Below are 21,896 nucleotides of genomic sequence, written 5' to 3' on the forward strand. Positions count from 1 at the left end.
CTGCCGCGTCCGACCGCGTGCGGCCAGGACCGACGCGCGCCGGCTCAGCCCTCGGTGGCGGGCACGTCGTCGGTGGGCTCGTCGGCCGGGGCCTCCCCGCCCTCGACGCCCTCCTCGCTGCCGTCACCGGCCGGCTCCTCGACCACCGGCACGCCCGACGGCGTGGGCCAGGCGATGCGCGGCCAGACCTTCGCGGACTCGTCGGTCCCGATCTGCACGAGCTGCCAGTCGACGATGCGGCGCCGCTCGGGGTCGAAGCGCAGCACCGTCATCTCGGCCGTGCCCTTGAGCGGGCCGATGCGGAGCTGGTCCTTGACCGCCCCTGCGGTGCTGCCGCTCACGTACCGGACGCCGCCGCCCATCCGCTCCGGGCCGGACCGGGTGTGCATGTGGCCGGAGATCTGGTTCGGCACGCAGCCGGAGTCGAGCGCCTCGTTCCCCATGCGCGGCGTGTGGATGAGGAGGAGGTCGATCCCGTCGCCGTCCTCCTGCTCGGCGCACGCGACCTCGGTGAGCCGGGCCGCGTACTCCTCGGGGGTCTCCTCCCGCGGGGGCTGGCTACCCAGGCCGAGGCGCGTCTCGAGCGGGTCGCGGTCGCCGAGGATGCGGATCCCCTCGACCTCGACGACCTTCCCGTCCAGCACGGTCTGGCCGTTGGCCCGCTCCTGCGCCGAGGTCTCGACGCTGTCGTGGTTGCCGTCCGAGACGACCATGGTCGCGCCCTTCGGCACCGCGGACGCGAACGAGTCGACGCAGAACGACTCGACCGCCGTGCCGTTCATCGTCGTGTCCCCGGCGTTGAGCACGATCGACGCCCCGGAGCGCTCGGCCGCGGTCCGGATGAGCGGCGTCATGCCCGTGTTGCAGTGCAGGTCGCTCACGACCAGGAGCGTGACGAGGTCCTCCTCGGCCGCGGGCTCCGGGGCGGGCTCCTCCGTCGCCTCGGCGTCGGCCGACCCCTCGGCGCCGGAGACGTCCCCGCCCGCGTCCTCGTCGCCGGTGCCCGACGGCGGGGCGTCGGTCGCACCGGCCTCGTCCCCCGTCGTGGTGGTCGCGTCGGGCGACGTCGCCTCGTCGGGCGAGGGCTCGTCGTCGGACGTCGCCCTCGCCGCGGGCAGCGGCGCGGTGAGGCGCTGGATGCGCTCGCGCCGGTCCCACGCGGCGACGAGATTGGCGTCCGCGCGCGCGTAGAAGTCCTCGTTCTCGCGGTAGAGGTCGATGAGCATCGCGCCGTAGGTGTCGACGACGCCCGCGAGCCGGCCGGTGATGCGCGCACCCTCGAGCGGGGTCCCGTCGAAGACGGCGGACGCGCGCTGGGACGGGCCGGTCGTCGTGCCGGGGTCGCTCGCGACGAGCGAGACGCCGACGAGGGAGACGAGGACGACCCCCGCCGTGATCTCGTAGGTGCGCGGCGCGACGCGCTCGGTGAGCTCACGCCGGCGCGGCGGGCCGAGCAGGAGGTAGAGCCCTGCGCCGACGGCCCCGACGACGAGGATGGCGAACCCGGTCCGGCGCAGCGCGTCGACGACGAGGGCCCGCGCGACCGAGCCGATCGTCTCCTGCGGGCCGCCGAAGAAGCGCAGGTAGTCCTCGAGGTCCTGCGACAGACCCTCCAGTGTGTCCGCCTGTCCGACGGCCGTGAGGTCGGCGGGGATCTCTTCCACCGTGACGTCGGCTCCGAGGCCGAGCGGCAGCGGGGAGTCGATCTGGATCGTCCCGAGCGGGCCGAGGTCGACGGTGACGAGGCCGTTCGTCGTGACCTCGTAGAGCGCCTCGTGGGGGCCGAGGCTGCGCTCGGCGGTCGCGGTCGTGACCCCCCACACGACGCACGGCACGAGAGCGAGCAGGACGGCGAGGGTCCAGCGGACCCAGCGGGGCGGGGTGCGGTGCGGACGGCTCATCACCGCCCAGCCTCCCGGATCGCGGCTCTCGCCGCCAACCGCGAGCGCCGCGCGCCCCGCCGCGAGGGTGCGGCGGGGCGCGTGGGACGGCGCGTCGTCAGGACTTCGCGTTCCGCAGCGTGACGAGCGCCACGCCCGCGGCGACGAGCATGAGCACCACGCCGATGAGCGACGTCGTGCCCACGCCGCTGCCGAACGCGGCGTGCGCGGAGTCCAGCAGCGCCTGCGCCTGCCCGGCGGGCAGGGTCGAGGCGACCTGGGTCGCGCCCCCGAGCGTCTCGGCCGCGGCGACGGCGTCGGCCGCAGGGACGCCCGCCGGGACGACGACGTTCGCGTAGTACGACGCCGTGAGGATGCTCCCGAGGACGGCGGTGCCGAGCACGGCCCCCACCTCGTACGCGGTCTCGGAGATCGCGGACGCCGCGCCCGCCTTCGCGGCGGGGACGGACGACACGATGAGGTCGTTCGACACGGTCTCGGCCGCGCCGACGCCGAGCGACAGGACGACGAACGCCACGACCAGCAGCAGGAGGGTGCTCTCCCCCGCGCCCGCGGCGACGATCGCGTACCCCGTCGCGGAGAAGAGCAGCGCGACGGCGACGACGTGCGCCGGGCGCACGCGGCGCACGACCCGCACGACGCCGAGGCCTGCCACGATCATGACGATCAGGCCGGGCAGGAGCGCGACGCCCGCCTGCATCGGCGTGAGCCCGAGCACGAGCTGCACGTCCTGGGACACGAAGAACAGGAACCCGACGAGCGAGAACACGGACAGCAGGTTGACGAGCACCGCGCCGCTGAAGGCCCCGTGGGTGAACAGGCGCACGTCGATCATCGGGTCGGGCCGGCGGAGCTGGCGGCGCACGAACAGCACCCCGGCGACGAGACCGACCACGACGCTCCCGAGCGCAACGGTGCTCACCCCGGACTTCGCGAGCATCTTGATCCCGTACACGACGGGGGTCATGGTGGCCATGACGAGCACGATCGAGAGCACGTCGATGCGGCCCGGCGCGGGGTCGCGCGACTCGGGCACGAAGAACGGCGCGAGCGCGAGCAGCAGCACGAGCACCGGGACCGCGAGGAGGAAGACCGAGCCCCACCAGAAGTGCTCGAGCAGGAACCCGCCGACGATCGGGCCCAGCGCCGACCCGGCGGCGAACCCCGCCGCCCAGATCGCGATGGCCAGACGGCGCTCCTCGCGGTCGACGAAGACGTTGCGCAGGATCGAGAGCGTCGACGGCATGAGCATCGCGCCGAAGAAGCCGAGCGCCGCACGCGAGGCGACGAGCGCCCCGGCCGTGGGCGCGTAGGCGGCGACGACCGACACGGCCGCGAACCCCACGGCGCCGACGAGGAGCAGCCGGCGGCGGCCGACGCGGTCGGCGAACGAGCCCATCGGCACGAGCAGGCCGGCGAGCACGAGCGGGTAGATGTCGATGATCCACAGCAGCTGCGTCCCGCTGGGTCGCAGCGACTCGGAGATCTGGGGCAGCGCGAAGCTCAGCACGGTGTTGTCGATCGACACGAGCAGCACCGGGAGCATGAGCACGGCGAGCGCGAACCAGCGGCCGGCGGCGCCGCGCGCGGGTCCGCGTGTCGTGGGCGCGTGCTGGGCGGGCGCGGTCCGGCCGGCCGTCGAGGTCGTCGTCACGGGGGTCGTCACGGCGAGAGGTCCTTCCACGTTCTGCGGACGGTCGGGGCGACGCGGTGGCGTCGACCTTCCAAACCGTCCAGACGGTACAGTAACGATCTCGAGCCTCACCGTCATCCCGAGCACGGTGTGACGCTGCGCACCGCCGCCTCTCCCCTGTCGGCCGTCGCCTGCGACGCCGCCCCCGGTCCGACGGCCGGCGCACCACGCCCTCCCACTACCCTCGGAACCATGCCGCCGCCCCCCGCCGCCCGCGCCAAGGTCCTGCGCGCGTTCGCGTCACTGCTCGTCGAGCAGGGCGAGCGCGCCGCCACGCTCGATGCCGTCGCTGAGCGTGCCGGCGTCTCCAAGGGCGGGCTGCTCTACCACTTCGGGTCCAAGGACGCGCTCGCCGACGGCCTCACCGAGCACCTGCGCGAGCTCACGGCCGCCGACGTCGAGGCGATGCGCGCCGCACCCGCGGGCGCCGTCGACTACCTCATCCGCACCTCGACGCTCGTCGACACCGAGTTCGAGCTCGTCTACCTCGCCGTGTCCCGGCTCGCGCAGGGGTCGTACCCGCGCGCCCGCGCCGCGCTCGACGGCGCGCACGACGCCTGGACCCGCGCCGTCCTCGACGAGGTCGGCGACCCCGTCGTCGCGCACGCGATCGTCCTGCTCAGCGACGGGCTCTACGCGCACGCCGCGCTGAGCAGCGACGTGCTCGGGCGCGTCACCGGCGGCGCCTCGGAGGCCGACGACGCCGCGGACGCCGCGGGTGAGGACCTCGCCTTCCGCGGACCGCGACCCGGCGACGACGTCGACGACCTCCTCCGGCTCATCGGCGAGCTGGTCGCACTGCGGCGACCGGGAGGAGCACGGGGACCTCTCGACAACTGAGCGCTCGACACCAGCCGGCACCCACGCGCGCAAGCACAGTACACACCCGCGCCACGCGGTCATACGCTCGATCTGACGCGAAAGCCACGGTCTGGGGGCTCGCGCAGGTGCAGACCTGCGTGATCCACCACATTCGTAACACTCTCCACCATGCCGCCCGGCGGCACGGGGAGCAGATGGCCCGGGACGTCAAGCCGATCTACACCGCGGTCAACGCCAATCAGACGAGGTCCCAGATGGGCGACTTCGCCGAGAGGTGGGCCACCAAGTACCCGGCCGCCGTCAAGCTGTGGCGGTCCGCCGGGGAGAGTTCATCCCTTTCTCGGCTACGACGTCTAGATCCGCAAGATCATCTGCACCAAGAACGCGATCGAAAGCCTGATCGCCAGCTCCCGTTGCGCGGTGCGGGCCCTAGGCACATCCCAACGACGCCGCCCTGTAGTTCCTCTACCTCGTGACCCGATCCCTGGACCCGACAGGCCGCGGTCGGGCACGATGGGTCATCCGGTGAAAGGCGGCACTGAACCATCTGAAGAGCTGGAATACCCTCGCCCGCGGTTCCGCGGCCGACTTGCCGAGGCCCCAGGGTCAATCCGCATCGCCACAAACCTCGATCCCTTCCTCTTGAGATGGCAACCGTGAACAACCCGATAAGTCAGGTGAATCAGATCACCTACCCGGTCAGTAGATCGCAGACATGCTCCAGCCACCCTGAGATAGGCATGTCGACATCGCTCTCATACACGTCAGCCCCCCACGACAAATGCATTGTAGCAGCCAAGGCTTCGCTCGATGGCCTCTGCGCAAGTACGGCGCGAATCTCATTGCAGGCCTGGATCTTCTCCTCAGCAGTGGCATCCGCACAATACTCGCGCACTGCGTCGTCGGCAGTCGGATAGAGATCTCTCCAATCCTGATGAAAATAAGCCCCGAAAAACTCTAAAGCGGCTGAGCGCCGACTCTGTGCCACTAGGCCTCCCCTCACGAATACGAAGTGATGTCTGGAAATGCAGTCAGAATCCGATAGCCGCTCTCAAAGTTGGGGTCTCGCGTCAGAACGGTCGTTACGCCATGGACGGCCTCTGGCGCGGAGCCGCCGGGCGGCACGGACCAGCCTGTGGGCGTGTCGAACTTAGTATAGATCGTGTGTGGCTTCTTGGAGGCACTCGCGAGCCAATCGTCAATTTGCGATGCACTAGCATCGATGCTACGACCAATCATTATTTCCGCATCGGCCTCGTTGAAGAACCTTGACGCACGCTGGGGCCCCTTCTGCCCTGGCAGTTGGCCATTCGCCCTCCTGACGAGGTAGCCGTCGTCGACATCAACGTGCTTCAACAAGGTGTGCGATGTGCCGACTTCATTTGCCCGCAAACTGCCCCCTGGAAGGGCGCTCAGTGGGCTGCGGCCGAAAATGCTGCCAACGTGCTCGAATTTTTTGAACTTTGAGATGGGCACCAAGCCAGCGCCGAATGTGACGCACGCAATCGCCGAGCCAGCGCCACAGTTCCGTCCATCATTGATGCCGCTAAACTCCAAGAACGCATTACTTGCTGCGCTTTCGAACCGGCTGGGGACGTAGCGCTGGTTCGGCATCGGGCGGCTACCTTGAGGCCGGAATGCTGGCGCAGGGCGAAACCCGAACGCGTTCGTCCTCTTTGACGCAAACGGTGAAACCGGTTGCCAAAAGGGTGGCCGCTTGACGGGCCCCGGCTTTGAGGCCATGCCGTCGGGGCGCATGCCGAGGAGTCCGGTGGGGTCGGACATGGTGACGGGGGTGTTGTTGGCGTAGGCGTAGGCGTGCCATTGTTGTGGTTCGGTGAGGTCCATGATCGGGTCGACGGTGATGAATCGGCCGATCTGGGGGTCGTAGTATCGGGCGCCGATGTGGGTGAGTCCGGTGGTGTCGGTGGGTTTGCCGAGGAAGCCCTTGTCATCGATCCAGGGGGTGGCGGTGCCGCGGGGGTTGCCGTAGGGGTCGTGGTAGCGGCGGGTGGCTTGGTTGGTGCCGTTGTTGATCGCGATCTCGGCGGTGCCGTGGTGGTCTGCGACGAGGGTGTTGACGCCGGAGGCGCCAGTCGTGGTGCGGGTGGCGATGGTCCTGCCGGCGAAGGTGTAGTACCGGGTCGCGATGGTGGTAGTCCCGGTGGTGGTGAGCTCGAACCTTGGCAGATAGGCGGTGGTGGTGTTGCCTTCCTTGCGCAGGAGTCGGTCGCCGTCGGCGGTGTAGATGTAGTCGCCCTTGACGGTGCCCGCTTCGGTGAGGGTGTCGAGCTTGCCCTCGGCGTCCCAGGTCAGGGTCTGTGCAGGCTTACCGGCGACGTTGCGGGTGGTGGTGTTCCCTGCGGCGTCGTAGGTGTACGTGTCAGTGCCGGTGCTGGCGCCGGTGGAAACGACCTTGCTGACGGCGTGGGGGCGCGTTGTGCCCGCGGCGGGATAGGTGTAGGTATCGATGGTGTTGCCGGCGGTGGCGTGGGCCGTGGTGGTGGTGCGGTTGCCGACGGTGTCGAAGGTGTAGCTGGTCCAGTACGCGGCGGCGCCCCCGAGGTTGCCGGTGGTGCGTCCGGTGGTGGCGCAGTCAGTGGTGCTGGGTGTCCAGGCTTCGGTGAGGCGGCGCAGCCCGTCGTAGGTGAAGCACTGGACGTCCGCCGCACGGGTGCCGGGGGTGTCGGCGATGGAGGTGATGTTCCCAGCATCGTCGTAGGTGTACTGCACGTCGAGGTCGTAGGAGGTCTGGCCCTCGCGTTGCAGCCAGGTCTTGTCGGGGCGGCGGGTGCCGTGCTCGTAGGAGTGGTTGAGCATCTGGGAGTACCCGGAGCCCAGGTCGGTGACGAGGGGTTCGCCGTAAACGGAGTACTGGGTGCCCGAGACGTAGGAACCCCACCCAGGTCCGCCACCCATGCGCTGGGCGATGGAGCGGGCGTCGTAGAACGTGGTGACGGTCTCGGCGCCCATCCCACCGGCAGCGGGGTAGGTGACCGATCGCGGTTGTCCGTCCAGGGTGTAGGTGTAGCTCGTCGTGTAGCTACCGGCCAGGGCACCCGTAGCGGCGGGGAGCGTGACCTTCGTGCCCAGTGGACGGTAGCCCTCGTCGTACCCGGTGATCGCGGTGACGTAGGCGCTAGCACCGTCGTTGCGGGTGGAAGACGTGAGCTGCCCCTTGGCGAGAGTGTCGTAGGCCCACGAGGCGCGCACGGTCCCGGTGGCGGAACCTTCGCGGAGCTGGGTCTTGCGCCCGAGGAGGTCGTACACGTTGGCGAGCGTGACCCCGCGTGCGTCGGTCGAGGTCAGGAGCTGCCCGGCGTCGTCGTAGGTCGAGGTGCTCGCGCCCTTGTCCGGGTCGGAGGCGCCGGTCTGGCGGCCGCGCAGGTCGTAGGTGTAGGTCCACTGGTTCCCGGCGGGGTCGGTCATGGATGCCAGGCGCCCGGCCTTGTCCCAGGTGTAGGTCGTGGCCTGGTGGGTACCGGTGGGCGCGGGCCCGGTGTACTGCAGGAGCTGGGTGGTCTGCCCGCGGGCGTCGGTGATGGTGGTGGTCGGGGTGCCGCCGGTGGGCGGGTCGACGCTGACGCGGTCGCCGCCGTAGGTGGTGGTGGTGCGCCAACGCTCTTGCTCGGTGACCTGGAAGATCTCCGCGACCGCCCGCCCTGCCCCGTCGTAGGACGTCAGGGTGCGCCCGGGCAGCGCCGTGGTGGGGATGACGGGCGCGGTGGCGGGGTCTCCGGTGGTGTACCAGGGGCTGTTAGTCCGGGTCAGCAGGCCGCGCGAGTCGTAAACCTGATCGGTCACGACACGGCCCGCGGTGTTGCGGTCCCCGGTCGGGGATTGGGTCTGGGTCGGTCGCAGCAGCCCGTCATACAAGGCCACGGACGTGGAGTAGGTGCCGTCATGGATGAGGCTCTTCGTGGTGACGGCGTTCTGCCCGGTCGCGCTGATCGTGTACGCAAACGTGGTGTGTGCGGTGTCCGTGCCCTGCACCCGCCCCGGCTTCCACACCCCGACAAGGCGCCCGAGAGCGTCGTACGCGCCCGAGGTGACCTTCCCGTTCGGGTCCGTCGTCTTGGTCGGTGTCCCCCACGCCGGGTCGAGGTCCGTGGTGGTGACGTGCGCGGTCAACGGCCCAGTGCCGTCGGGGTCCGGCCCGGTCAGCACGGTCTTGGTTACGGGGCCTGCGCCCGTGGGCGTGTAGGCGGTCGTCGTGGGACGCCCGAGGGCGTCGGTCACCTTGGTCACGCGTCCGAGCGCGTCGTAGGTGTTCGTGGCCGTGGTGGCGTACTGCGCCGTGGTCCCGGAGTACGCCTTGAGTTCCTGGGACTGGGTCACCAGCCCTCGCGTGGGCGCTGCGCCGACCGCAAGACCGTCATAGGCAATGCGTGCGTCACTGATCACGTCAGTGGGACGTGCCGGGGTGCTCGCGCAGGCTTTGGCGACGGTCTCGGTGCGCGAGACCGTGCTCAGGATGTGCTTGGTGGTGTTGCGGGCGTACTCGATGCGGGTGCACCGGTCGTCGGCCGCGGTCGCGATGTCGCCCTGGTCCTCGACCTGGACTGGCATTCCGTAGTCGCCGTAGGTCGTGACGGTGCGGGTGGTGCGCTTGCCGCCGGGCAGTGCCGGCGCGGTGGTGCGGGTTTCGCTCGTCCCGACCCCGGTGTGCCGGGCCGTGATCGCGTTCGCTCCGGTCGCGGTCGGGTCCGACGCCCAGGGAGTCGTGAGGGTGCCGGATACTTCGGCGGCGCCGTTGTACGTGATCTCTTCGCGGGCGAACCCGTTGAAGTGGTCGTGGTCGGTGATCCCGTCCACCGCAACGGTCTTCGTCCCGCCCGCGGGTGCGGCGCGGTCGCCGTGCATGCCGCGGAAGAACCGGTACCGCGTCTTGAGCTGGGGGTAGTCCGGGTTCCCACTGGCGCCGGTCACGACGTCCACGGTGGCGTACCCGCGGAACTGCCCCCACGTACGGTACTTGGGCTGGACGAGCTCGTTGTCGTCGTAATGCCACGCCGCACCACCGACATAGGAATAGCTCGTGACCACAGGCTCGGACTGGCTGTCGCGCCCTGCGTCCACGATGGAGGACACCAGGTACTTGTGGAAGTACTCCTGGGTCAGCCCGATCGATCCTTCGGGGTCCCAGTACACCGGGAAGCAGCGCCGCGTGTTCGACTCGGGCGCGGCAGGCAGGTTCGTCGTGGTGCAGTCGACCGGCGTGTAGTTGATGCTGGTGCTGCCGCCAGACTCGGTGTTGATCCCGATCACCCGGTACCGGTTCATCGCCGGCCCCAGGTCACCCAACGTGTCCACACGGTTAGCCATCTGCGCCCCGATGAACGTCGTCTTCGGCAGCGTGATCGCGCTCGAGGCCGCCAGGCCCTTGTGCTCGATGGAGGCCAGCCACAGCACCGGGTCCTGCCCATCACCCGGGTCCGGGAACTGCTGCCCCAGCGTCCAGGAGTCGACGTTGCGGTACGCGGAGCCGCTCAGGACCTTGGTCGTGACCGTGGTCAGGCGCTTGCGGGTGAAGAACGCCGGGGAGAACTGGTTCGGGCACGACGTCGTCGAGGAACAGATCAGGTCGAACGGCACGTCCGGCCACTTCGACGCATTCGCCGACGTCAGCTGCGCCGGATCACACGTCACCGCACCAGACGGCAGGCACCGCTCCGCAACCGTGAACTCCACACGCGCGGGCGAGCTCGCGCTCTCCTCACCGGCACGCTGCCCATAGTCGATCCGCGCCAGGTACCCACCCCGCACGTACGAGGACACCGCGGTGCCCAGGTTGCGCCCGTAGCTGTTCGTCTCCTTCGCGTACACGTACGTCAACGAGTTCCCCGACGGGTCCACGACATAGTCCAGATTCCACCGCCACACCTGGTTGCACGACGCGGACGCGAACGCCGCGTTGTAGCACGGCTCCCCCGGGTGGTTGCCGAACACCGGCACCGTCCAGGCGGAGTTCAGCGCGAGCGTGTCGGTGGCCGACCGCTTGTCTCGGCCGAAGAAGTACTGGGTCCCGTCGGTCGTGGTGACCTTCCAGTGCTCACCGGACTGACCCGTGTTCCACGCCCCGGTCAGCTTCTCGACCTTTGTCCCGTCGTCCGACTTTGGCTTCCACACCCCGGTTGTCGCGTCCTTGACGAGCTCGGTCGCGGACCCGTTGAACACCAGTGTCGCGTTGTCCGACTTCCAGCACAGATCACCCGTCTCCCGCGTCGCGTTGTTCGCCGACCCCTCCCGGTCGTCCGCGCACGCCACATACTTGCGCTCCACATACCCCGACGTCAGGTCCCACCCATCTCCGACCCAGGACGTCTGGTTGTTTGTCGACGCGACACGACCGTCGATCGACCCCGAGGAGTAGTTCAGCCCAACCTCAGGCTCGAGCCCGCCCGCCGCCGGCGGCACCCGCATCGGGTAGGACCAGGCGAAGTCACCCGTCTGCTCCGACACCTGCCACGACGCCGACGCCGCCAGCGACGTCGCCGACCAGTCCCCCGTCGAACCAGACGCCGCCGACGTCACCGCGAGCGTGCCCATCTGTTCCGCGGGCACCACCGCACTTACCCTCGACGCACTGACATCGTTCGTCGACTCCAGCGGCACGACCTCTTGCGCGCAACCCGCCTCGGGATCAGCAACATCACAGTCCGGCAGCGCGACCAGCCTCAAGCGCGACGCCCAGTCCCCACCACGCACATCCGCGAAACCCGAATAGTCCACCTGGACCTCGACCGGGGCAGTGCCCTGACTGGCGCCTCCCTCCGGCTCCACGCTCAACAGCACACCGTCCACACCGACCGTACTGGCGGCTTCGGCCTCACCGACCTGCACCTCGTACTCGGGCTCCTCGCCGTCCAGCCGCTGGTCGTCCGCACCGGGAACCGCAGCCACCGTCACCGGCAACGAACCCTCGGGCTGAGCTCCGTCGGCAGCGGGGTCGAGAACAGCCTCCGCTGCCGCCGGCCACTCCACAGCTGGCTCCGCAGAAGCAGACGAAGCCGGCGCATCCGGCGTCGTAAGCCGCTCAGTCGGCCGTGCAGGCACCGACTCGACCAGGTCTTCGCTCTCTCGGTCCGGCCAGAGCGACTGCCCGTGCGCGGCACGCTCCTCCTCAGACCACGAAGCACGTTCCGACGCCGTGATCTCGTCACTTCCCGCCGCTGGTGCGGCCCCCAGCAGAGTCACGACCAGGGACGCTGCGACCGCGCCGCTGATGGCGAGCCGGACGGGACGAGAACCACTGCTCACCATCGAGGTGCCCTTCGTTATGTGTCGAGAAGACGTGCTGAATGTTGTCCTGGCGTTCATGCGGCCTGCTTCTGGCACAGGTCGAAGATCTCGTTCTCACCCAAGGCCACACCGTTGTAGACCCGCACGTCATCGACCGTGCCGGGCCAGTGGTCGTTTGGTGACCCGTTCGTCTGAGCGCGCCCCACCTGCAGGGGCCCGCCGGCAGACCAGTTCGTCGCGGCGAACGGGACTTGTGCCGCGCGCACGGGCTCGGCGAGTCCGGGGTTGTCCGGAGTACCCCACTCACACACCCACAGGGTCAACGTGCCGACGGTCGCGTCACGCACACCGGTCAGGTGCACCCACTCACCCGTCTTCACCGGGACCGCGCTCATCGACTTGATCACCGTTCCCGGCGTGTCCACCGGTGGTGCCCAGAACGCCCAGCATGATCCCGTCCCGGTTGGGCACCCCGCGTCGGTGCGGTGCCCGAGCTTGAACCCGGACACGATCTGGCTGTTCTGCGATACCGCGCCCCAGATGCTGTTCGTGTTCTCCAGCTTCACGAACGCCGACACCGTGTAACTACCACTGGTGTCCAGGACAGGACCAGAGCTCTGCGCCGTGTCAGTCGCAGAGTCGAACCGCAACGCACGGTCTGACAGGTCGTACCCGAACTCCGCCAACGGCCCGTCCACCCACTGCACCGACGACGAGACCGCCAACGACCCGGCCGAACCGGCCGAGCTCGCCCCGGTCAACCCGGCCCCCTCGTCCAGACGCCAGAACCCATCCAGCTCAGGGAACTCGACACTGAACCGGTACAACCGCACATCCGAGGTATTCCCCGCACGATCCACCGACTGCACATAGAGCCGCTGCGAACCCGGCGTCGTCGGTGTGAACGTCACCTTCGCGCCTGCCGCGACTGTCACCGACTGGTTCAGGGCGTCGGAGTTGAACGAGTACTTGTACGACACCACGTCCGACACACCACCGTTGGACAACTGGAACTGCCCACCCTTACCCACCCCACCAGACACCGCATTCTCCGGATACACCCCCGCCAAACCAGCCACCGCAGCAACACCTGGCACCTTGTCCGGACGCGTCACATCCACCGTGAACTCACATCGACCAGCGGTGCCGTGGCGTCCCTCGGGGTCGGTCGCCGACGCCCACCAGACGTAGGTCGTGTTGTCGGCGAGCTTCCCGGCGGGGACCCGCATCGCGTGGGTGCTGCCCGAGGTCATGAAGCTCGAGTTGGCGTAGAACGTGTCGGCGTTGTCGCCCAGGCGTCGCACCTGGAAGTTGCCGCGCAGCGTCCCCCCGTCGGGATCTGACACCGTCACTCGCAGTTCCGGAGTCGTCGAGCGAAGGTACGGCCGATCGGCCCCCGTCACACACGAGGACTGAGGGTCCAGCGTGCTCATGCCCAATGGTGCGTTCGGGGCGCGGTTGTACGTCACCGACAGCGTCGCGTCGTTGCGATACCGCTTCCACCCCGCCGCCATCGACGACTCGTCCGACGCCTTCAGACCGATAGCAAGGGTCTGCCAACCCGAACTCGCCTGGAGCTTCGCGCCCTCGATCACGTTGAACTCGACCCAGCGCTGGTTCGAGCACCCTTCCTTGTGCGCCAGGCTCTGCGTGGTCAGCAGGCGTCCCCAGCTGGAGACATGGCTGTTCCATGTCGTCGACGCGGTCACCGGTCCCGTCGCGTACGCCTGCACACCACGTGCCGTGCAGTCCCACGAGTGCTGCCCGTAGACACGGAACTCTGCGGAGGCGATGTCCAGGGGTCCCATCGTGCCGAGCACATCCAACCCGTAGAAGTGCCACGCCAACCGGTAGACGTCGTTGGAGCGCGTACATGCCGACGTCGCCCCGGGATCACATAGGCCCATTCCCTGGTCTCCAGAGAACTTGTAGCCAGCTACCGTTCCCGGCACACCAGACCGGATCACCGTCCAGTGGTTGCGGCTGCCGCTGATGCTCGGGTCGATGTAGACCGGCCACTGCGTCTGCGGGCTGGTGAGCATGTCTGCGTCGGGCACGATCGTGACCGCGTCTGCGCCCAGGTCCACGGGCATCTCGGCGACGCGATCGCCGCTCAGCGGCGCAGCCGCACGGTCTTCAGCGCGAAGGTCACCATGCACCGCTTCCGTGTCTGCGAGAGCAGCTGTGCCCATGGTCCGAGCCGCGGGCATTTTCGATGCGCCGTCGGCAGCCGGCGCCGCGGAATCCCACATCAGCGGAGTCGGGGAAGTGAACACCGGTTCGCCTGCTTCATCGACTGCCTGGAAACTGCCCTCCGCCTCGGAGATCTCCAGACCGTCCGTCGCCGTCACCGGGAACGACAACTCCCCAAGCGCCGGGTTCTCTGCCGCCTCGGGCGACTCGACTCGCAGCACCTCGGAGAAACCCGTGCCGTCCTCGTCGACCGTCACGACAAGGTCAACCCCTTCGAGAACCTGGGGGTAGGTGATCTGGGACCCGTCCACCACGGGCGAAGTCAGGTCAAACGGCACGTCGAAGGTCAGCTCGTGACCATCTCGCACAATGCGCGCCAACGGGCTCTCGCCTGTCCCGTCGGAGAACTCCATCTCCAGCGCAGGCGCCGCGACCTTCAATCCGCCATCGCCCTCGACCACCTGCGCGTCGACGGGCTCCCAGATCCCGTTCACGTCGGTGCGCACCGCGGTCGCCGACGTCTCTACTCGCGTCGTCCCCTCGGGAGTCGCATAGACCGTGTCCCAAGGCGAGCGCTCCGAGACGATCTCGACGTCCTGGCCGCAGTTCGACGCCAGGGCCACCGCCGCGTCAGCGGAAGCAGCCTCATCACCACAGACGGACGCGGCGGGCTCTGAGATCTCGTCGCTTCCTACCGCTGGTGCGGCCCCCAGCAGAGTCACGACCAGGGACGCTGCGACCGCGCCGCTGATGGCGAGCCGGACGGGACGAGAACCACTGCTCACCATCGAGGTGCCCTTCGTTATGTGTCGAGAAGACGTGCTGAATGTTGTCCTGGCGTTCATGCGGCCTGCTTCTGGCACAGGTCGAAGATCTCGTTCTCACCCAAGGCCACACCGTTGTAGACCCGCACGTCATCGACCGTGCCGGGCCAGTGGTCGTTTGGTGACCCGTTCGTCTGAGCGCGCCCCACCTGCAGGGGCCCGCCGGCAGACCAGTTCGTCGCGGCGAACGGGACTTGTGCCGCGCGCACGGGCTCGGCGAGTCCGGGGTTGTCCGGAGTACCCCACTCACACACCCACAGGGTCAACGTGCCGACGGTCGCGTCACGCACACCGGTCAGGTGCACCCACTCACCCGTCTTCACCGGGACCGCGCTCATCGACTTGATCACCGTTCCCGGCGTGTCCACCGGTGGTGCCCAGAACGCCCAGCATGATCCCGTCCCGGTTGGGCACCCCGCGTCGGTGCGGTGCCCGAGCTTGAACCCGGACACGATCTGGCTGTTCTGCGATACCGCGCCCCAGATGCTGTTCGTGTTCTCCAGCTTCACGAACGCCGACACCGTGTAACTACCACTGGTGTCCAGGACAGGACCAGAGCTCTGCGCCGTGTCAGTCGCAGAGTCGAACCGCAACGCACGGTCTGACAGGTCGTACCCGAACTCCGCCAACGGCCCGTCCACCCACTGCACCGACGACGAGACCGCCAACGACCCGGCCGAACCGGCCGAGCTCGCCCCGGTCAACCCGGCCCCCTCGTCCAGACGCCAGAACCCATCCAGCTCAGGGAACTCGACACTGAACCGGTACAACCGCACATCCGAGGTATTCCCCGCACGATCCACCGACTGCACATAGAGCCGCTGCGAACCCGGCGTCGTCGGTGTGAACGTCACCTTCGCGCCTGCCGCGACTGTCACCGACTGGTTCAGGGCGTCGGAGTTGAACGAGTACTTGTACGACACCACGTCCGACACACCACCGTTGGACAACTGGAACTGCCCACCCTTACCCACCCCACCAGACACCGCATTCTCCGGATACACCCCCGCCAAACCAGCCACCGCAGCAACACCTGGCACCTTGTCCGGACGCGTCACATCCACCGTGAACTCACAGCCGGTCGCGTTCGCCGGACCGGAACGCCCCTCGTTGTCTGTGAAGGAAGCCCACCACCGGTACCTCGTCCCGTTGACGAGCTTGCCCGACGGCACGGCTGCGCTGAGCGTGGTCCCGGACACGGCGTAGCCGGTGCTGGTCGACCACACCAGGGCATTGTCCGCGTACTTGCGAATCTCGAAGTTCGCTCGCACGGTCTGTCCAGCGTCCGGATCCGAGACCTTCGCCTGCAGAGTCGGGGTCGCAGAGCGGATGAACGGGTGATCGGCCCCCGCCTTGCACAGCGTGTCCGGGTTGGTCGTCACCAAGCCCGTCGGCGTCGCGGGGGCTCGGTTATACGTCACCGACAACGTTGCGTCACCCCGGTACCGCTTCCAGCTCCCGGCCATCGAACCCTCGTTCGAGGCCCGCAGACCGATCGCCGCCGTCGAGTAGTCCCCGTCCGCGGTCCCCCTGAGCAGTCGCGTCACATCGAACTCGATCCACCGCTCGTTCGAGCACGCCGGCTTGTGCGCGACCGATTGTGCTTGGAGCAGGCTGGAGAAGTTGTTGCCGTAGTTGTTCCAGGTCGTCGCTGACGTGATCCCGGTTACCCAGTGCGCCTCCACACCCGTGGGCGTGCACCCATACGAGTGCGCGCCATACGCCGAGAACGTCGCCGAGATCACGTCAGACCCCGTCATCGAACCGATGGTCGTCAGGCCGTTGTACTCGAAGATGAGGCGGTGCACGTCGTTCCACTTCGAGCACGCGGAGTCCGTGCCCGGGTCGCACAACCCCAACCCTGCATTCCCCGACCAGTTGTACCCGGCCACGACGCTCGGATTCCCCGAGCGAATCAGCGTCCGCTCATGCAGCCCACCGCTGACGCTCGGGTCGATGAACACCGGCCACTGCGTCTCAGGATCATCGATGATCCGCGCGTCCGGAACCACGGTCACGGCTCCATCGCCGACTCGCGCCGGCATCTCGAGAACTTCGTCCCCGCCCAGCGGCCCTCGAGCACGATCAGACGCGGCCGGCGCACCCGCCGCCGACTCCTCGGCGAACCGCACGGATCCGCTCGAACGACGCGCGACCCCCGTCGATGGCCCGTCCACGGTGGGCGTCGACGAGTCCCACATCAGCGGTGTCGGCGAGGAGAACACCCGCTCCCCCGTGCTGTCAGAAGCCTCGAAACCACCCCCGGCCTGCGAGATCGTGAGCTCGTCACTCGTCGTCACCGGGAACGACAGCTCGGCCAGCGCGGGATTCGCCGCTGCTTCCGCCGACTCGACCCGCAGCACCTCAGAGAATCCGGTCCCGTCCTCGTGAACGGAAACCACCAGGTCCACACCGTCGAGCACCTGCGGATACGTCACCTGCGACCCGTCCACGACGGGAACGGTCAGCGCGAACGGAACATCGAACGTCAGCTCGTGGCCATCCTTGACGATCCGCGCCAACGGCTCGTCGCCTGAGCCGTTCGAGAACGCCATCTCGAACGTCGGCGCCGCCACCCGCAGCTCGCCGTCGGCGGGGACGACCGACGTGTCGACCGGCTCCCATGAACCGTTCACCGCAGTACGCACGGCCGTCGAGGAAATGTCGAGCCGAGTGGCGCCCTCTGGCGTCGCGTACACCGTCTCTCACTCGGTGCGCTGCGAGACGACCTCGACGTCCTGGCCGCACGATGCCGCCATGGCCGCCGCATCCTGCACGGTCGCGGCCGTGTCCGTGCACACGGCCGTGAGCGCGTCACCCGTCGTCTCGTCCGCTACGGCACTGGTTCCGGTCACCAGGAATGACGCGAGGAGACCCACGCTGATCCCCGCCCCAACGCGTCGCGCAACACTGATCCGGGCATGCGAACTACGAGCGACCACAGGTCACCGCTCCTACAACCAGGGCGCCCGTCGACCTCGACGGGCGGCAGAACCCAAGCCAACGCCCCCTACGGACCTGGCCCCAGCCTGGCTCACAGCATGCTCACAACCAGCGATGGTGGCCAGAATGTAGCGCCTTGTAGTCAAGCGATGCAATCCCGCTCACAAAGCGGCCCTCGCGGGGAGGGAAAGAAGTCGAGCCAGTCAGTCCTCGTACGCCGCCCGCAGCGGTCCCAGGTCGAGCTTGGCCTGCGTCATCATCACGTCGACGACGCGCTGGACGCGGGCGGGATCCGGGTCCTGCAGCATCGCGAGGAACTCGACGGGGACCACCTGCCACGACAGCCCGAACCGGTCCTTGAGCCAGCCGCACTGCGACTCCTGGCCGCCGTCGGTGAGCGCGGCCCAGTACTCGTCGACCTCGTCCTGCGACTCGCACTCGACGACGAACGACACTGCGTCGGTGAACGGGAACTGCGGCCCGCCGTTGATGGCCGCGAACCGGTGCCCCGCGAGCTCGAAGTCGGCCGACACCGCCGTGCCGTCGGGCTGGCGGAACACGTCGCCCACCTTCGCGTCGGGGAAGACGCTCGAGTAGAAGGTGATGGCCTCCTCGAGGTTGCCGTCGAACCACAGGCTCGGCACGATCGCGCGCATCGTCGTCTCCGTTCGTCACAGGTCGCGAGGCGGCCGGGCGACCGCCCTCACCGTTCCGACGCGCGCCGGGCACCGAACTCATCGCGCGGCGCGCAGTGGCGCCGGAGAGCGAGGTCCCGACCCTACGCGGACGCCTTCTTCCGCGTCGTCCTCGCCGTGGTCTTCGCGGTCGTCTTCTCCTTCGACGACGACCGGCTCGGGGTCTTCTTGGCGGCGGGCTTCGACCCCTCGTCCTTGGTCCCCGTGCTCTTCGCCCGGGAGCCCGAGGAGCTCTTGCCCGATGACGAGGCGGACTTGCGGCCCGAGCCGCCCTTCGCCGTCGACCCGCCGGACGGCCCGGACCCGCTCGCGCGGCTGCTTTTCGACGACGCGACGGACTTGCGCAGGGCCTCCATGAGATCGATGACCTCGGCGCCCTCGCCCTCCTCCGGCTGCTCGCCGAAGGTCTCGGCGGTGTCGAGCGCGTCGCCCTGCTCGAGCTTGGCCTCGATGAGCTGGCGGAGCTGCGCCTGGTAGTCGTCCTCGTACTCCTCGGGCGTGAAGTCGGCCTCGAAGCTCGCGACGAGCTGTGCCGACATGGCGAGCTCCTTGTCCGTCACCTTGGCCTCGTCGTCGAGCGACGGGAACGCGGCCTCGCGCACCTCGTCGGCCCAGAGCAGCGTCTGGAGCACGAGCACGTCGTCGCGCACGCGCATCGCGGCGAGCCGGGTGCGCTGGCGCAGCGCGAACTTCACGATCGCCGTGCGGTCGGTCTCCTCGAGCGTGCGCCGCATGAGCACGTACGCCTTGTTGGACTTCGAGTCGGGCTCCAGGTAGTAGCTGCGGTCGAGCAGGAGCGGGTCGATCTGCTCGCTCGGGACGAACTCGACGACCTCGATCTCGCGGCTGCGCTCGGCGGGGAGCGCGGCGAAGTCCTCGCTCGTGAGCACGACGGTGCGCTCGCCGTCGTCGTACGCCTTGTCGATGTGCTCGTAGGGCACGACCTCGCCGTCGATCTCGCACACGCGCCGGTAGCGGATGCGTCCGCCGTCCTTGTCGTGCACCTGGTGCAGCGGCACGTCGTGGTCCTCCGTCGCGGAGTACACCTTGACGGGGACGTTGACGAGACCGAACGTGATGGCGCCCTTCCAGATGGCCCTCATCCGTCCATGGTGGCGCGCCGCGCGCCCGCCCGCGAGGGGTGGCGGCGCTGGTTCGCGTGCGGGCGACGGCCGCGGGCGGCCCGACGGCGGCGCGCGTGTGGGTGGCCCGCGGCACCATGGTCGCGTGGCGGGGACGAGGTTCGAGTTCGAGGCAGAGCTGTGGCGGTGGGAGGCGCGCACCGACAGCTGGGTGTTCGCCGCGCTGCCGGAGGACGTGAGCGACGAGATCGCGGAGCTACCGCTCCCGCCCGCGGGGTTCGGCTCCGTCAAGGTCGAGGTGACGCTCGGCGCGCAGCGCTGGTCGACGTCGGTGTTCCCCGACGCGCAGCGCAAGACGTTCGTCGTGCCCATCAAGGCCGCGGTGCGGCACGCCGAGGGCGTCGACGTCGGCGACCGGGTGCGGATCGGCGTCGAGACCCTGCTCTGACGTCGGGCGGTGCCGGGCTCCCGCGCCGCTCGACGGCGTCAGCCGAGAAAACCGTGGTGCAGCGCGCGCAGGACGGCGCGCGTGCGGTCCCGCGCCCCCAGCTTGAGCAGCACGGTCGACACGTGGTTCTTCACCGTCCCCTCGGCGAGGAAGAGCGCGTGCGCGATCTCGCGGTTGGAGAATCCGGCCGCGACGAGGCGGAGCACCTCGAGCTCGCGCTCCGTGAGGTCCTGGACGACCACCGGACCCTCGTCCGCCTCCTCCGCCGGGGGCTCCCCCGCCCGGACCGCGCGCAGCAGACGGTCCGTGATCGACGGCTGCACGAGCGAGCCGCCGGAGGCGAGCGTCCGGACGGCGCCGGTGAGCTGTTCGAGCGTCACGTCCTTGAGGAGGTAGCCGCGCGCGCCGGCCCGCAGCGCCCGCAGGACGAGGGCGTCGTCGTCGAACGTCGTGAGCACGAGCACCGGGGTGTCGTCGCCGCTCTCACGCAGGGCCTCGAGCGCCCAGATCCCGTCGTGGCGCGGCATGCGCAGGTCGAGCAGCACGACGTCGGGCTCGTGCTCGCGCACGGCCGCGAGCGCCGCCATCCCGTCCTCGGCCTCGGCGACGACGTCGACCTCGGGCGCGAGCTCGAGGAGGCTGCGGATCCCCTGTCGCACGAGGGTCTGGTCGTCGACGAGCAGGACGCGCACCGCGTCGTCGCTCATGCGCCCGGCACCGTCGGGCGCACCGGAGCGGTGCCGTGCGGGACCGCCGGCACGTCTCCCCCGGCGCGGCGGTGCTCGGCGCGGGCGGCCACGCGCTCGGGGGCGAGCTCGACCTCGACGCGGAACCCGCTCCGCCCGTCGAGGCGGACGGTCCCGCCGGCGGCGCGGACCCGTTCCTCGATCCCGCGCAGCCCGTTGCCGGGCTCCACGCGCGCGGCGCCCCGCCCGTCGTCGCGGGCGACGAGCCGCACCCGCCCCTCCTCGGCGACGACGGTGACGACGAGCTCGGTGGCCTCGGCGTGCCGGATCGCGTTGGTCAGCGCCTCCTGGACCACGCGCACGAGCACGACCGTCTGCTCCTCGTCGACCGTGACGTCGTCGTCGACGGCGACGCGCACGCGTGGCACGGTCACCCGCTCGACGAGCGAGCCGAGCGACTCCTCCAGGCTCGGCGCGTGCCGCCGGAGCTCGCCGACGGTGGCGCGCACGTCGCCGAGCAGCTCGCGCGCGACGTCCTTGGCCCGCACGACGTGCTCGCGGGCCCGCTCGTCGTCCTGGTGGCTCGCCGTCTCGAGCTCGAGCGCGAGCACGGTGAGCTGGTGGCCTAGCACGTCGTGCAGCTCGCGCGCGATCCGCAGGCGTTCCTCGGAGCGCGTCGACTCGTCGCGTAGCACGGCCGCGGCGCGCAGCTCGACGTGCGCGACGGCGAGCTGCTCACGCATGCGCCGCTCGCGCTGGAGGGCGAGGGTCGAGCCGACGCTCGCGACCTGGAGCAGCAGGTAGATCGTCGCGGTGAGCAGGGCGTCGGTGACCGAGCCGCGCAGGCCCGACGCGACCCCCACGACGACGACGTTCACGGCGACGACCGCGGCCACGACGGGCACCGGGACGACGTACACGCTCAGCGCCGCGACGACGACGAGCAGGATCGGGAGCCAGCCCGCACCGGGGGCCGTGAGCACGAGCGTCGCGACGAGCACGACCTGCGCGCCGAGCAGCGTGAGAGCGCGGGGCGTCGCGAACCCCGACGCGAGGACGATCCCCACGGTGACCAGGACGAACGCCGCGAACACCGCGAGCCAGGCCACGACGGGGACCGTCAGGGCGCCGGGTGCGGCGATCGGGACGAGCGCCCCGATGCCGAGGATGACGACGAGCATCGCGATGCCCGCCCACACCTCCGGGTCGGTCCGTCGCATCCCTCCACCCTACGGACCCGCCGCCCGCGCGCGACGTGCCGGAAGTCATGGGCCCGGTCGGTGACGACCGGCACGCGCGAGCCCGTCCCGCCGGTCCCTAGCGTCGTCAGGAGCACCCGGCCGGGACCGCCCCGACCGGCTGCGTCC

At 69.4% G+C, this 21,896-nt stretch carries 13 protein-coding genes and 1 pseudogene; 3 read left to right on the forward strand and 11 right to left on the reverse strand.

The window, feature by feature from the left end; genetic code table 11:
• Positions 1 to 44: 44 nt before the first annotated feature.
• On the reverse strand, positions 45 to 1,901 hold the full coding sequence (locus tag AC6CH9_RS14430) for a metallophosphoesterase family protein (RefSeq protein WP_498155500.1): 1,857 nt from the start codon (positions 1,899 to 1,901) through the stop codon (positions 45 to 47).
• A gap of 97 nt (positions 1,902 to 1,998) precedes the next feature.
• A complete protein-coding gene (locus AC6CH9_RS14435) occupies positions 1,999 to 3,567 on the reverse strand; it encodes an MFS transporter (protein ID WP_498155501.1) in 1,569 nt (522 codons plus the stop codon).
• A 219-nt stretch (positions 3,568 to 3,786) separates the two neighbouring features.
• Between AC6CH9_RS14435 and AC6CH9_RS14440 the strand changes: the two genes are divergently transcribed.
• Together AC6CH9_RS14440 and AC6CH9_RS14445 are read left to right on the forward strand one after the other, a co-directional pair.
• Entirely contained in the window at positions 3,787 to 4,434 is a 648-nt protein-coding gene (locus AC6CH9_RS14440; protein WP_498155502.1) for a TetR/AcrR family transcriptional regulator, read from the forward strand.
• 74 nt (positions 4,435 to 4,508) lie between these two features.
• Positions 4,509 to 4,942, forward strand: a pseudogene (locus tag AC6CH9_RS14445) (transposase); the annotation flags it as partial.
• Positions 4,943 to 5,107: 165 nt separating this feature from the next.
• On the opposite strand, the gene AC6CH9_RS14450 reads toward AC6CH9_RS14445, so the two are convergent.
• From AC6CH9_RS14450 to ku, 7 genes are all read right to left on the reverse strand, one after another.
• Positions 5,108 to 5,419: a contact-dependent growth inhibition system immunity protein gene (locus tag AC6CH9_RS14450; protein WP_498155503.1), complete on the reverse strand. Its 312-nt coding sequence runs from the start codon at positions 5,417 to 5,419 to the stop codon at positions 5,108 to 5,110.
• On the reverse strand, positions 5,416 to 11,736 hold the full coding sequence (locus AC6CH9_RS14455) for an RHS repeat-associated core domain-containing protein (protein WP_498155504.1): 6,321 nt from the start codon (positions 11,734 to 11,736) through the stop codon (positions 5,416 to 5,418). The genes AC6CH9_RS14450 and AC6CH9_RS14455 overlap by 4 nt, the downstream gene beginning before the upstream one ends.
• Positions 11,733 to 14,696: a LamG domain-containing protein gene (locus AC6CH9_RS14460; protein WP_498155505.1), complete on the reverse strand. Its 2,964-nt coding sequence runs from the start codon at positions 14,694 to 14,696 to the stop codon at positions 11,733 to 11,735. Before AC6CH9_RS14460 ends, AC6CH9_RS14455 begins: the two co-directional genes overlap by 4 nt.
• Positions 14,693 to 17,374, reverse strand: coding sequence for a LamG-like jellyroll fold domain-containing protein (locus AC6CH9_RS14465; protein WP_498155506.1), 2,682 nt, complete (start codon positions 17,372 to 17,374; stop codon positions 14,693 to 14,695). Before AC6CH9_RS14465 ends, AC6CH9_RS14460 begins: the two co-directional genes overlap by 4 nt.
• Positions 17,375 to 17,380: 6 nt before the next feature.
• Entirely contained in the window at positions 17,381 to 17,530 is a 150-nt protein-coding gene (locus AC6CH9_RS14470; RefSeq protein WP_498155507.1) for a hypothetical protein, read from the reverse strand.
• A gap of 291 nt (positions 17,531 to 17,821) precedes the next feature.
• Positions 17,822 to 18,274 carry a VOC family protein gene (locus AC6CH9_RS14475; RefSeq protein ID WP_498155508.1) on the reverse strand — a complete coding sequence of 151 codons (453 nt, stop codon included), beginning with the start codon at positions 18,272 to 18,274 and terminating at the stop codon, positions 17,822 to 17,824.
• A 122-nt stretch (positions 18,275 to 18,396) separates the two neighbouring features.
• The gene (ku, locus tag AC6CH9_RS14480; RefSeq protein WP_498155509.1) at positions 18,397 to 19,416 is read right to left on the reverse strand and encodes a non-homologous end joining protein Ku; all 1,020 of its coding nucleotides are present in this window, start codon (positions 19,414 to 19,416) and stop codon (positions 18,397 to 18,399) included.
• 124 nt (positions 19,417 to 19,540) lie between these two features.
• Here ku and AC6CH9_RS14485 point away from each other — a divergent pair, with 124 nt between their 5' ends.
• The gene (locus AC6CH9_RS14485; protein ID WP_237843155.1) at positions 19,541 to 19,843 is read left to right on the forward strand and encodes a DUF1905 domain-containing protein; all 303 of its coding nucleotides are present in this window, start codon (positions 19,541 to 19,543) and stop codon (positions 19,841 to 19,843) included.
• 38 nt (positions 19,844 to 19,881) lie between these two features.
• Here AC6CH9_RS14485 and AC6CH9_RS14490 read toward each other — a convergent pair whose 3' ends face one another.
• Together AC6CH9_RS14490 and AC6CH9_RS14495 are read right to left on the reverse strand one after the other, a co-directional pair.
• Entirely contained in the window at positions 19,882 to 20,550 is a 669-nt protein-coding gene (locus tag AC6CH9_RS14490) for a response regulator (RefSeq protein ID WP_498155510.1), read from the reverse strand.
• Positions 20,547 to 21,749 (reverse strand): sensor histidine kinase, encoded by a 1,203-nt coding sequence (locus tag AC6CH9_RS14495; RefSeq protein WP_498155511.1) that lies wholly within the window; start codon positions 21,747 to 21,749, stop codon positions 20,547 to 20,549. The genes AC6CH9_RS14490 and AC6CH9_RS14495 overlap by 4 nt, the downstream gene beginning before the upstream one ends.
• Positions 21,750 to 21,896 lie beyond the last annotated feature (147 nt).

The sequence above is a fragment of the Cellulosimicrobium sp. GQ32 genome (assembly GCF_059758455.1).